At 70.6% G+C, this 12,959-nt stretch carries 7 protein-coding genes; 2 read left to right on the top strand and 5 right to left on the bottom strand.

The window, feature by feature from the left end; genetic code table 11:
- The first annotated feature begins 102 nt into the window (after positions 1-102).
- Together ACFC1T_RS32050 and ACFC1T_RS32045 are read left to right on the top strand one after the other, a co-directional pair.
- Positions 103-1,347: a cytochrome P450 gene (locus tag ACFC1T_RS32050; protein ID WP_375894448.1), complete on the top strand. Its 1,245-nt coding sequence runs from the start codon at positions 103-105 to the stop codon at positions 1,345-1,347.
- A 126-nt stretch (positions 1,348-1,473) separates the two neighbouring features.
- Complete coding sequence (locus ACFC1T_RS32045; protein WP_375894419.1) at positions 1,474-2,961, top strand: alpha/beta hydrolase; 1,488 nt, start codon at positions 1,474-1,476, stop codon at positions 2,959-2,961.
- Positions 2,962-3,042: 81 nt separating this feature from the next.
- On the opposite strand, the gene ACFC1T_RS32040 is transcribed toward ACFC1T_RS32045, so the two are convergent.
- The 5 genes from ACFC1T_RS32040 to ACFC1T_RS32020 all read right to left on the bottom strand — a co-directional run bounded on the left by ACFC1T_RS32040 (position 3,043) and on the right by ACFC1T_RS32020 (position 12,922).
- Positions 3,043-3,477: an SSI family serine proteinase inhibitor gene (locus ACFC1T_RS32040; RefSeq protein ID WP_375894416.1), complete on the bottom strand. Its 435-nt coding sequence runs from the start codon at positions 3,475-3,477 to the stop codon at positions 3,043-3,045.
- Between the two features lie 209 nt (positions 3,478-3,686).
- Positions 3,687-4,241, bottom strand: a complete 555-nt coding sequence (locus ACFC1T_RS32035) for a hypothetical protein (RefSeq protein ID WP_375894414.1) — start codon at positions 4,239-4,241, stop codon at positions 3,687-3,689.
- 120 nt (positions 4,242-4,361) lie between these two features.
- Positions 4,362-11,261, bottom strand: coding sequence for an RHS repeat domain-containing protein (locus ACFC1T_RS32030; protein ID WP_375894413.1), 6,900 nt, complete (start codon positions 11,259-11,261; stop codon positions 4,362-4,364).
- Positions 11,262-11,866: 605 nt separating this feature from the next.
- A complete protein-coding gene (locus tag ACFC1T_RS32025; RefSeq protein ID WP_375894411.1) occupies positions 11,867-12,481 on the bottom strand; it encodes a hypothetical protein in 615 nt (204 codons plus the stop codon).
- 45 nt (positions 12,482-12,526) lie between these two features.
- Positions 12,527-12,922, bottom strand: a complete 396-nt coding sequence (locus tag ACFC1T_RS32020; protein ID WP_375894408.1) for a cupin domain-containing protein — start codon at positions 12,920-12,922, stop codon at positions 12,527-12,529.
- Positions 12,923-12,959 lie beyond the last annotated feature (37 nt).

The raw sequence follows: 12,959 nt of genomic DNA, 5'->3' as shown, positions 1-12,959 counted from the left end.
TGGGCGAAGTGACCGGGTGTCACCGCGTGGCGACGCGGCTGACGTAGAGTCGGGCGCCGGGGCGGAACCGCCCTGCCCTTCGTCGGCCGAGTCGAGGAGAACCTGGTGACCACGGACACCGTGCCCGTGCCGGAACTGGCCCCCGAGGCCGTCGAGGAGTGGCGGGCGGAGGAGGCGGAACTGGTCGAGCTGCTCGCGCGGGCGCAGCGCGGCGTCGGCGGGATCGCCGCGTTCCGGCTCGGGCCGACGCCCACCGTGCTGGTGACCGATCCGGCCGCGGTGCAGCACGTGCTGGGACGCCACCCCGACCGGTACGTGAAGCGTTCGCACCGGGCCCGGATGCTGGTCGGCGACGGCGTGCTGTCCGCCACCGGGGAGGCCTGGAAGCGGCAACGGCGGCTGTTGCAGTCGCAGTTCACGGGCACCGGGATGCGCCGCTACGAGCAGCGGATCGCCGCCGCCGCACGCCGCACCGCCACACGCTGGGAGGGGTACCGGCGCAGCGGGGAGACCTTCGACGTGGCCGAGGAGATGCGCGGCTTCGCCCTGGACACCGTCTGGCGGGCGCTCACCGGGCTGCCGCTCGACGACCGCACGGACGCCGAACTGCGCTCGGTGGAACGGGTGGTGGCCGCGATGCCGACACTGCCGACCAACGCCGCCGACGCCCGGGACACCGTCGCCGAGGACCTCGCCCGGATCGACGCCGTCGCCCAGGCCGCGATCGACGCGGCCCGCGGCGCCGCCGACCTGCCGGAGCCGGGGGTGTTGCGCGTCCTGCTCGACGCCGCCGACCAACACCCCGAGTACACCGACCGGTTGATCCGCGACGAGCTGGTCACCCTGCTGGTCGCGGGCCACGAGACCACCGCCACCACGCTCACCTGGCTGTTCCTGCTGCTCGACGACAACCCCGGGGCCCGGCAGGCCGACCCCCACGCCCTGGTCAGCGAGACCCTCCGGCTCTACCCCTCCGCCTGGCTGCTCCCCCGGCACGCCGTCGAGGACGACGTGCTCGCCGGCCACCGCATCGCCGCCGGGACGGACGTGCTGGTCTGCCCCTACCTCACCCACCGCGACCCGGCCCTGTGGCCGGACCCGGAGCGCTTCGACCCCGCCCGCTTCGCCCCCGACGGCGCCCGTCCCGCCCAGCTCGGCGCCTACCTCCCCTTCGGCCTCGGCGCCCGCGCCTGCCTGGGCACCCAGTTCGCCCTCCGGGAGACCACCGCCCTGCTGGACCTCCTGCTCCCCCTCGGCCCCCTGGAGTTCCGCTCCCGCCCGACCGGGGCGGCCTACAGCATCACCGTTCGCCCGAACGGCCCGACCCCCGCCGCCTTCCGCCGGTAGGTCCCGCTCAACCGCCGGGTGGAGAGCGGCGGTTGGTTCTCCACCCGTCTGGGCTCAACGTCTCCACCCGGCGCCTCCACCCGACGTCCGAGGCCCCTCACCGCCCACCGGCCTACCGTCGAAGACATGACCGCGTTCACGCGCCGCACGGCCGCCGCCGGTGGCCTGTTGCTCTCCCTGGCCCTCCTGCCGACCGCCGTCGCGCCCTCGCCGGCCGAAGCCGCGCCCGCCGCCCTCTCCTGGGGCGCCTGCCCGGCGCCGACCCCGAACGCCAACGGCATCCCGTTCCCCCGCGACCCGCGCCAGCAGTGCGCGACGCTGCGCGTCCCCCGCGACTACCGGCACCCCGGCTCCGGCAGCATCTCGCTCACCGTCTCCCGGATCCGCACCGCCGACCCGGCCCACCGGCGCGGCGACCTCGTCGTGGTCCCCGGCGGCCCGGGCGGCTCCGGCCTCGACTACCCCGGGGCGGCCGTCGGCTTCCTGCCGCCCGAGGTCCTGCGCTCCTACGACCTGATCGGCTTCGACGAGCGGGGCGTCGGCAACAGCACGCCGGTGCACTGCGACCTGCCGGCCACCGACCGCGCCGCCCAGCTCAACTACCCGTTCCCGGCGCCCGACGGCTCGATCACCGCCAACCTGGCCTACGCCCGCCGGATCGCCGACACCTGCGCGGCCGCCGCCGGCCCGTACCTCGCCGACATCACCACCGCCAACTCGGCCCGCGACCTGGACCGGATCCGGGCCGCGCTCGGGCAGCGCCGGATCTCCTACCTGGGCACCTCCTACGCCACCTACCTGGGCCAGGTCTACGCCAGCCTGTTCCCCGCCGGCGCCGACCACGTGGTCCTGGACAGCACCGTGGCTCCCGGCGGCGAGCAGCAGGCGATCGGCCTGTTCAGCGAGGGCACCGAGGACGCCTTCCCGGCCCTGGCCCGCTACCTCGCCGACCGCGACGCGGCCCTCCACCTGGGCGCCACCCCCGGCGCCGTCCGGGCGAGCTACCTGCGGCTCGCCGCCGAACTCGACCGCGACCCCCTCGTCCTGTCGGACGGCCGGGTGCTGGACGGCGTCAAGCTGCGGGCCGTCACCTACTCCTCGCTGAACAACCCGCGCTACTACCCGCTGGCCGCCGCCGTCCTGGAGCGGGCCGCCACCCGGTCGACCTCGGTGTCGGACGGCGGCTCCGGCGGCAACCCGCTCCCCACCGTCATCCCGGACAACTTCGTCGCCGCCCAAGACGCGGTGATCTGCGGCGACTCCGCCTGGCCGCGCGACCCCGCCGGCTACGCCGCGCGCACCGCCGCCGACCGGCGGCGCTACCCCTTGACCGCCGGCATGTCCGGCAACGTCTGGCCGTGCGCCTTCTGGCACTACCGCCCCGAGGAGCCGCAGGTCCGCCCGAACGCCGACGGGCCGCGCGACATCCTGATGCTCCAGAACCGCTACGACCCCTCCACCCCGTACTCCGGAGCCCGCCGGACCCACGCGGCCTTCGGCCACCGCGCCGCCATGGTGACGGTCGACGCGACCGGCCACGGCGTCGACTTCACCGACCCCCTCGTCCGCGACCCGCTCACGACCTTCCTCCTCCACGACCGCCTCCCCGGCTGACGTGGCAGCGCCCCTCCCCCGGACCGACGAAGTCCAGGGGGAGGGGCGCTGCCACGCCGTGGGCAGGTGTCACAACCGGGCTCAGAAGCCGAAGACGTCCCCGGTGTACTTGGTCAGCGTGCTGCCGTTGGCGTAGGTGTGCGACCAGGTGACGGCGGTGGCGCCCCAGTTGCCCTGGGCGGTGGCGGTGACCGGGGCCTGCTGGGCCGTGGGCAGCCAGGTCGGGTGGACCAGCAGCTTGGCGAAGTCGCCGTTGACGCCGGCCAGTTCGCTGCAGGCGGCGGTCGGGTCGGCGACCGTGCCGGTGCCGGTGACGGTTAAGCCGGCGCCGGACTGCACGGCGGTACAGGACAGGTCCGCCGAGGTGGTGTTGCCGGCGGCGTCGGTCCTGGTCAGGTGGACCGAGCCGAGCTGCGTCGCGTCCGTGGTGAGGGCCTGGGCGGTGCCGGTGGTGAGGATCACCGTGGCCGCGCCGGCCGCGAGCAGGCCAGTGACCACCGTTGCGATGCGTCGCATGAGCAGTGCCTTTCCTTCGTGCTGCCCGGGCCATCCGTGCCCGGGCAGGCTGTGGGCACCACACAACCAGCCGGAGGTGCGCGAGGAGTGAAGATCACCCGAACTTCTATGTCAGGTTCACGCCAATCATTTCGGCCACCCCGCATGCGGTGCGGAACCGGTCGCTCCACCGCTTCCGCACCGCCGCCCCGGGGCCGCAGCCGAGCCGGTCAGTCGGTGCGTGTCTTCGGGTTCACCGTGCAGAAGTAGACCCGGCTGTTCTGCTTGTCGATGTAGAAGCTGCCCGTGTACTGGTTCTGCGTGACCGTCCGGTCGAACGATTCGCTGTGCAGCCACGCCGACTTGGTGTCGCCGAGCTCCCCGGCGAGCGCACCCGGCACGGGGCAGTCGATGCCCTGCTCCTTCCAGGTCCCGCCCCCGGTGATGCTCGCGAGCGTCGCAGGCTCGATGTGGACAACGCCGTCGAGGCTCACGTCAGTCGGCCCGGGCACCCCCGATCCGCTGTCCTTCCCCAGCGTCTGGCCGACCCACTTCGCCCCCGACAGCTCACCCAGTTGCGGAAACCGACGCTTCAACGGGTCGACATCGGTACGGATCTGCGCCGTGGTCGCCGTGGCGGTGGGTGTCGCCGGGACGCTCCGACGATCCTCGGATTCCGCCCGGGTCCGATCCGAAGCGCAGCCGGCGGCGAACAGCGCCACCGCGGACAGGAGGATCAGGGTTCGGGCACGACGGGAACGCCCGTTCAGCTGTACACGGTTCATCGGTTCATCATCCTCGTATCTCTCGCACGGTCGAAATCTCCTCGGTCGAACGACATCGAACGACGCGGGCAGGGCCTGCCCCGGCGAACTCATCCCCGGGGCAGGCCCTGCGTCCTCACGTCACCTGTTTCCCGACCCACCGCCCGAGATGGTGCTGCTACCGGGGCTACCGATGGTCCATGTGACGGTCGTCTCCAGACTCCCCCGTGTGGTGAAGGGCTTGGCCCAGCCCAGGGTCGCGAACCTGCCGTTCTCGTTGTCCGGGGTTCCGGTCGCGATGTCCGACATGTTCTTGTTGAAGTCGTACTGGTCCAGCGCATGGATGGTGACCTTCATGGTCACCTGATTCCCCTTCACACTGACATCGGCGCTACCCCAGACCCGGTGGTCGCCCAAGGCCTTCTGCCAGTTCTCGGTCGAGGGGTAGTGGTCCTTGGCACGAGCGGACACGTCGCGCCCCGTCATGCTGAAGGTCGTCCGGCCCGTTCGCAGGGCGATCTTCTCGGCCCAGTCCTTCGCGGAGTCCACTTCCTCGTCGACCAGCTTGTGGATCTCGTCGTCCTCCTCGTAGGCCTTCTTGTAGTCCACCGTGTAGTCGGCGCCGGACCCGTCGGAGTAGTGCATGTAAGCATCCGCCCCGTCCTTCACGTCACACCGGCTGACATGCATCCAACTGCAGTTCTGGGCCACGATGCCCTTCGTCCGCCAGCTCTTGTAGCTCTGCTTGTCCTTCTCCGTTGCCTTGACGGACGGGTCGTAGGGAAAATCGTTCCCGAAGTCGACCTTGGGCTCGTCCGCCCGGCCGACGTGGTACTTGTCGTCCGGCTGTCCCGCGTCGAGGGACGCCTGCGTGCCGGCCTTGTACATGTTGATGCAGTCGAAGCTCTCGGGCATCTTCATGCACCGCACATCCGGGTCGTAGAGCCCGGACCCGTCCGCTCGGTTCATCGGGTTGTTGTGCGCGTACGCGTAGGCGTTCCACTGCTGGGGATCCGCCTGTGCCAGAACGGGGTCCGGGCTGAGGAAGCGGCCGGTGCCGGGCTGGTACTGGCGGGCGCCCAGGGTGGTGAAGCCCGTCGAGTCGTCCCTCAATCCGTTGACGAAGCCCTTGTCGCCGCCCCAGGCGTTGCCGCTGCCGGAACCGCGGAGGACACCGAAGGGGTCGGTCCAGCGGCGGTTGACGTCGGTGGTGGCCGAGTCGATGGACAGGGTGCCGGTACCGTGGTGGTCGGCGAACTGGTAGGTCAGTTTGGTCGGTCCCTGGCGGACGAGGGTGACACCGCCGGGGAGGGCGTAGTAGCGGGTGCCGGTGCTGGTCTTGGAGCCGGTGTCGTAGGTGAGTTCGTCTCCGCCGCCGAGGTTGACGGTGACCTTGCCGGGGTTGCGGCGGATCAGCTGGTTGCCTTCGGCGTCGTAGACGTAGGACGTCGTGGCACTGCCCTGCTTCATCGTGGCGAGCTTGCCCTCGACGTCCCAGGTCATCTCCGCGCCGTTGGCGGCGTCCACCGCGTTCCAGGTGCGGGAGTCCCACTTCGGGGCCCAGCCGGGTGCGTACACCATGAACTTGCCGTCGTCCTGGACGACCGCGAAGTACTTGCTGTTCGGGCCGACCCACGACTGCGAGGACCACAGCGGAACCCGCTGCGGGTCGTAGACCACGAAGTTGCCGTCGTCCTGCATCGTCGCCCACGCACCCGGGTGGTTGGCCGTGTTCGTCGACCACGTCACCAGACCGGTCCGCAGCGAGGTCAGCACCAGGTTGCCGTCCGACTGCATGGTGAGCTGCACGCTGCTGGAGCGCACCGACTCGCCCGGGTTGAGCACGAAGCCCGCGCCCAGGGTCTTGTTCGCGCCCGGGTTGGCGATCTTCGTCGTGTTGCCCGCCGCGTCGTACTGGTAACTCCCCGGCGTGCTGCCGTTGTTCGGGAACGTCGACTTCACGGCCGACGGCGCATGCGGACCACCCGCACCCGTCCCCGTGTTGCGGCTCCCCGCGGCAGGCACGTCCTGACCGATCGTCAGGTCCTTCGACACATCGCCGGTCGGGTTGTGCATGACCAGCTTCGTCCGGTTGCCGACCGCGTCGTAGGTGTAGTCCTGCCAGTACGGCGCACTACCCCCCACCGTCGTCTTCGACGGAGCCGAAACCCCACTCGTAGGAGAGGAGTTGGCGCAGGACCCCTGGCCCGCCAGTGACGGGGTGGGCTGGTTGAGCTTCCCGGTGTCCGACCATGCCGTGGTCAGCCGGCCCAGGTAGTCGTACGTGAAGCACTGCAGGTCCGTCCGGTCCGGGCTGTTGTCCGGAATCGTCCGGAGCGCGGTGATCCGGCCCGCCGGGTCGTACGCGTAGGTGGTGTTCTGGACCGTGCCGGTGGTGGCCGTCTGCTTGTCCACGTACTGCGTCAGCAGCCGCCCCGTCGACTCGTCGTAGGTGTTCGTCGCGACGACCTGCGTCCCCCACGGATTCATCGTGGTCCGGGTGTTGCGCCCGTACGCGTCCCAGTCCGCCTGCCGCAGGTAGGTCGCCCCGGAGCCGCTGACGTCGTTGAGCTGTCCGTAGCTCTCGTAGTTGTAGCCGACGGCCTCCTTGGCGAGGTCGCCCGCTGCGGCCCGGGTGTCGCTGACCATGGATCCGGTGACCGGGTTGTAGGCGGCCGAGTACTCGAAGCTCACCTGCCCGGCCTGCCCGATCTCACTGCCCGGAAGGGAGATGCTGGTCCTGGTCGGGCGATAGGCCGTGTCGTACTCGCTCACGGACTTGGTGTAGGCCGCACCCCCGGCGCCACCCACGTACCGGGTCGAGCTGGCGATCTGGCCCTTCGCGACGGTGTCGTAGGTGTAGCCGGTCAGCTGGTTCCCCGGGGCCACCGATCCGTTGAACGTGCCGGTCTTGCGACCCAGCAGGTCGTAGGCGAAGGCCATGGTCTGCCCACGCGCGTCCGTGCTGGTGGCGAGTCGGCTCGCACCGTCGTAGGTTCGGGTCGAGACACCGGTGTCCGGGTCGTCGACCTTCACCTGACGACCGCGCTGGTCGTAGGTGTAACTCCAGGTGTTCCCGGCCGAGTCCGTCCGGGTCGCCGTCTGGCCGCCCGGCGTGTAGGTGTAGCCGGACACGTCGGCATCCGCCCGGTTGCCGGTGGCGGAAGACGTCCGGTACTGCCAGAGCTGGCTGGTCCGCCCGCGGGCGTCGGTGACCGTGCTGGTCGGCGTGGCTCCGGGCGGCGGCGAGACGTCGATCCGGTCAGCGCCGGGGTACGCCGTCGTCGTGGTGCTCTGCGGCTTGCCCAGCGCCACGAACTGGGCGCTCACCGCACGACCCAGACCGTCGAACCCCATGACGCTCTGGTTCGGGACCATCGCGCCGTCCGGGATCCAGCGCGTGGTGTTCGGCGCGTTGGTGTCCTCGTAGTACGTGTTGTTCTTCCGGTTCACCCTCCCCTGCGAGTCGTAGAACGTGTCCGTGACCATCCGGCCGTGGTAGGCCGAGATCGCCGGGTCGCCCTGCGTCTGCACCACCCGGCCCAGACCGTCCATGATCTGCGTCGCCGTACCGTAGGCAGTGCCGGTGGGGCGCAGCGACTTCGTCGTCACCGTGGACGGCATCGAGCCGCCGTTGACCGCGTAGTCGAACGTGAAGTTGGCACCTGCCGTGGTGTCCCGGCCGGGGATCCAGACGGCCTTCAGACGGCCCAGCCCGTCGTGGCTCTGGGTGACGGTGCGAGTGTTGGCATCCGTCGTGGTGAGCAGCAGGGCGCGGGCCGGGTTGTAGGTGGAAGTGCTCTCCCGACGGGTGCCCGCGTCCGGCGCACCGGCCGGGGCCGCGGATCCGGTGACCACCTTGTTCGGCAGCTCGCCCGGGTTGGCCGAGCTGTACGCCGTGGTCGTGACCGCGCCGTTCGGGTTGGCGCTGTCGGTGACCGTCGGGTCCGTCACCGAGGTGACCCGGCCGTACTGGTCGTACGTGCTCGCACTCGTGGCGACGTACTGCGCCGAGCCGTTGGCGTCGTAGCCGTTCAACACCTGACTGCCGGTGGCTTCGGCCTTGGTGCCGGCGGTGCCGAAGCCCTGGCCGTCGTAGAGCGTGCGCGTGTCGGAGACCGTGTTGGACGCGTTCGCGTCCGCGGTGCACGCGTTGGCGCCCGAGATGACGAACTGCTCGGAGACCAAGCCGGTCACCTGGGGGTTCGCGGCGCCCGCGTAGCGGTAGCGGGTGCAGAGGTCCGGGGTGCCGTCGGCCGAGCTCAGCGACGTGGTGACCCGGTTGTTGTTCCCGGCGTCCGTGGTCGACACCGTCGTGGTGGTGCGGGTGCCCGTGGTCGCCGCCGAGGTACTCACGGCTGTGGTCCTGGTGGCCGCGTACTGGGCGACCAGGTCCGGCAGGCCGGCGCGCTTGTGGGTGGCCGTCACCGCCGGGTTCTCGTAGGAGTTGACGGTGTACGAGAGCGGCGACCCTGCGGCGCTAGACGTGTCCGCGTACGCGTCCGTCTCCAGCACACGCCCGGTCAGCCATCCTTCGTCCGGGCGACTTCCGCTCTTGACCCCGGCCACCGTGGCCGCCCTGGGCTTGGCATCGGCCTTGAGGTCGCCGTTCATGCCCTGGTGGTAGCTGGTCGTGCTCTTCGCCTGGGGGCCGTCCTTGCCCGAGCCGGTCACGGTGGTGACGCTGGCGTAGCCGTGGAACTGGTCCCAGGTGCGATAGTCGGACTCGACCAGCGCGCTGTCGTTGCGGTGCCAGGCTGCCGGGCCGTAGGTGTAGGAGGTGGTCATCGGCACGGAGCCGGAGACGAGGTTGCCGTTCGGGTCGACGGTTACCGTGTCGACCGGGTAGCGCAGGAACCAGTCGTCCACCGTGGACTGCACACCGGTGTCGAACCACTTCACGTTGAAGCAGCTCATCGAGTTGCCATCGGCCGAGGACGGCATCCGCCCGGCCGTCCGCGAGCACGAGTCCTTGGTGTAGGACACCACGATCGTGCCACCGGTCTCGGTCGTGATCACCGCCATGCGCGGCCGGTTGTAACGCGGACGCGCCGGCACCAGGCCGTCGACCCGGTTGGGCAGCAGCAGGTCCGCGAAGGTCACCGCCGGAAGCGCCTGCTCGGCCTGCCCGTTGGCAGTGTCCTTGCCCGTCCGCTTCACCGACTGCAACCAGGCGATCGGCGCGTTCTCCGTCGCGTTCTGCGGCGTCTTGAACACGTGGGTCAGCTCGTACTTGTCCACCGGACGGTACGAACCGCCCGAGCGGATCGAGGTCGTGATCCCGTTCAGCCACTTCGTCGACCAGTACGTGGGACCGTAGTTGGTACAGGCACCACTGTCCTGGCACTGCTTGTCCATCGGGACGTCAGGCCAGTTGGCGGCGTTCGCCGCCGTACGCTGCGCCGGATCGCACGCCGCCGCGTCCGACACGCACCGCTCACCCGAGTCGAAGTCGACCCGCGCCGCGGACTGATAGGAGCCGCCCGCACCCAACTGGTCCGACAGCAACTGCCCGTAGGTGATCGCGGCCAGCACCCCGCCACGCGTGTACGCGGTGTTCGTACCCTTGCCACCGTTCTGCGCACCACCACGCGCGTACCAGTTGGTCTCGGGCGTGTACGCGTACGTGGTCAGATTCCCGTGCGCGTCGACCACGTAGTCGAGGTTCCAACGCCACGCGCTCTGGCACCACGAACCCTTGCCCTTCGACCCGTCGTAGCACGGGTCGCCCGGGTTCGGCGAGTACACCGGAACCGTCCACGCCGACTTGCTCTCCGGACCCGCCTTGCTCGGCGAACCGTCCGCCGCCGGAAGCTGGTTGAGCCCGAAGTAGTACACCGTCCCCGAGGTGTCCGTCACCTTCAGGTAGGAACCGTTCCAGGTGCCGTTGTTGGCACCCGTCAGGAACTCGACCTTCGTCCCGTCGTCGTCCTTCAGGCGCCACTTGCACCGCGACTGCTCGTCCGCCGCCGTCCCGGCGACGCACGACGAGTCCTCCGGCACCAGCTCACCCGCATGCCCGCCCAGCGACAGCGTCAGGTTCGGACCACCCCAACACTGATCGCCCGAACCAGGAATGCCCGCCTTGTCGCACGGGCGATAGGCACGCTCCACGAAGCCGGCGCCGAGGTCCCAGCCGTCACCGATCCAGGACGCCTGGGCGTTCGTCGACGCCGTCTTCCCGTCCACCGACGCCGAGTCGTAGCCGAGCGCCAGCGGTGGAGCGCCGCCGCCGAGGGCGGGCGGCACGGCGATCGGGTAGCTGTAGGTGAAGGAACCCGACGACCCTCCTGCCGCCCACGCCTGGCTGGGCGAGAACGGTGTCGCACTGTAGCTGCCCGTTCCGCTGGTGGGCGTCCCGTCCAGCGTCAGCAGGAGCTGTGGCGCCGCCGACGCCACTCCGGCGGACAGCGACTCAGCCCGCTGCCGGGCCGTCGCGGTGCCCGTGGCGGGCAGGTCCACATCCGCGACCAGCTGCTTCGCCCGCTCGTCGTAGTGCGAGGCCACCGGCGTCCGCACCTGACAGGCTGCGTCACCCGGGCTGGTCAACGCGCATTCGGGCAGGACCGACAGCTGGGCGCGGTGGGCGAAGTCCCCGCCGAACCCCACGGAGCCCAGGTCGATCCCAACCCTGACCTTGCCCACTTCCGCGCCGTCACTGCGCGAGAGGGCCACGACCGTCCGACTGTCCGCACCCTCTACCGTCCTGACCCGCACCGAGCCCGAGGCCGGAGTAGCGGCCGCATCGGCCGGCGCCAGCCAGACCGGAAGGTCACCCGCCTGCTTGGACGCCCCCTTGTCCAGACCCACCACCGCGCTACCGGCCACCGGCTTCGGTGCCGCCTTGGGCGGCACCCAGTTGGGCGAGCCGGTCTGCGGCGTCGAAGCCTTGGGCTTGTCCGCCGCTCCGGGGACCGAAACGGTCCTCGCCAACGGCGTGTTCGGCGGAGTCCAGATCCCGTCCTTGTCCCCACCCGACGGCGCCGAGAAGGCGGGCACCAACGGCGACAGGAGCGACCCCAGGACCGCCAGCGTGCTCACCAGTGCCAGTCGGGACCGGAACCGCCCGGGCGGTCCCTCCTCCCTGTCCGGCCCCCGCCGGAAGTGGACATGATCGATCAACATCCCTACCCCCTCACAGACTGACTGCCTGTCATCCGCAGAACACGCGCGAACGGATGACCCCGGCGGAGAGTAAAGGGCAAGCAAGACGCAGGTCTAGGGAATTGCTGATTCGACCATCACGTGACGCACATCATGGTCGGCTTGAATCGGAATCCGTCGGGCCAAATCGGGCACGAACACCGAAAACCCCAGTTGACTGCTCCTTTGCCGAGCACGGTAGTTTGTCCACGGTGACACCAGCGCCCGCCGACCAAGCGGCTCCACCGCTGCGACCAGCAGCATCAGGCCGTCACACCTCGCTGCGGGATACCCGGTGACCCGTTCCGCAGGAAGCCGGCCCTGCGGCAGGACACATCGGGCACGGCTTGCCTGTCGTGTACGTTCGTCACTTCTCCGGTCGAACCGGTCAAGGCGTGCGGCGCATCGGGCTGCCATTCGGCCATTGGCGGAAACAGGTGCCCCGTCCAGTGCAGTCCACACTCCCCGCAGGCGCGACCGGCCACCCCGCCGCCGGGTGCGGCTCACGCCTCCAGGCGCAGCGTCGGAGTGCCCGTGGTGCGGGTGAGGAAGTGCAGCAGGTGGGCGAAGCCGCGGACGTCGTCGATGGCCTTGTGGGTGTGCGGGACGTCGCCCAGCCAGTGCGGCGGCAGCTTCGGCGAGGCCAGGTCCGCCGGCGGGCGGCCGGTCAGGGCCGCCGTGTAGGTGCGTAGGCACAGCGCCGGCCCGTGGAAGAGGCGGTCCTCCTCGTACGGCCCCTGGTGCAGTCCGTACGGGGTGAACCGGCGCAGGTAGTAGTCGATCCACGTCCCGTCGAAGGAGACCGGCGCGGCGGCGAAGGCCCGCGGCCCGGGCAGTGACCGGACCCACTCCACGTACCCGGCCATCACCTGGGCGACCGGCTGCGGGTCTGCGGTCGCGGCCTCCCAGGTGCCCGGCTCGGAGTCGAACCACTCCTTGGTCCGCGGGTTCGGCGCCGCCCCGGGGAGCGGTTCGAGGACGGCCTCGAACTCGCCGAAGGTCCGCCCGTCCGTCGTCGTGGCGACGGAGGCGAAGGACCGCATCGAGTTGGCGCCGGCCCACGGGCCGTCCACCTCGATGTCCGTCACCACGTAGGTCCAGTCACTGGGTTCAGTCATGCTCCCGACGCTACCCGTGCTCTCCCGGCGCCCTGGCTCCGGCCGTCAGGTGTCCAGGGCGTGGCCGGTGGTCGCGTCGACGTGGGCCGGGACGGGGTCGTGGCGGTCGCCGACCGTGGGGGTGCCGGTGGGTTCGAACATCAGGATCGCGGCGCCGTCCGGGGCGGACGGCTTGTGCTCGGTGCCGCGCGGGACGGTGAAGACGGAGCCCTTCGGGAGCAGCACGGTGCGTTCGCCGGCGGGTTCGCGCAGGGAGATGCGGAGTTCGCCGTCGAGGACGAGGAAGAACTCGTCGGTGTCGCCGTGGGCGTGCCAGACGTGTTCGCCGTGGACCTTGGCGATCCGGACGTCGTAGTCGTTGACGCGGGTGACGATGCGGGGGCTCCACAGGGCGTCGAAGGAGGCCAGGGCCTGGCCCAGGGCGATGGGTCGGTTGCTCATGCGCCCATCCTGGGCCGCCCCGCCCGCCCGGCGTGAG

The sequence above is a fragment of the Kitasatospora sp. NPDC056076 genome, assembly GCF_042266305.1.
In the GTDB taxonomy this organism is placed as follows: domain Bacteria; phylum Actinomycetota; class Actinomycetes; order Streptomycetales; family Streptomycetaceae; genus Kitasatospora.
This window is presented reverse-complemented; position numbering and strand designations above follow the sequence as displayed.

Coding starts and splice junctions, on each gene's coding strand:
- ACFC1T_RS32045 (WP_375894419.1), top strand. CDS start 1,474: ATGACCGCGTTCACGCGCCGCACGGCCGCCGCCGGTGGCCTGTTGCTC.
- ACFC1T_RS32040 (WP_375894416.1), bottom strand. CDS start 3,477: ATGCGACGCATCGCAACGGTGGTCACTGGCCTGCTCGCGGCCGGCGCG.
- ACFC1T_RS32035 (WP_375894414.1), bottom strand. CDS start 4,241: ATGAACCGTGTACAGCTGAACGGGCGTTCCCGTCGTGCCCGAACCCTG.
- ACFC1T_RS32025 (WP_375894411.1), bottom strand. CDS start 12,481: ATGACTGAACCCAGTGACTGGACCTACGTGGTGACGGACATCGAGGTG.
- ACFC1T_RS32020 (WP_375894408.1), bottom strand. CDS start 12,922: ATGAGCAACCGACCCATCGCCCTGGGCCAGGCCCTGGCCTCCTTCGAC.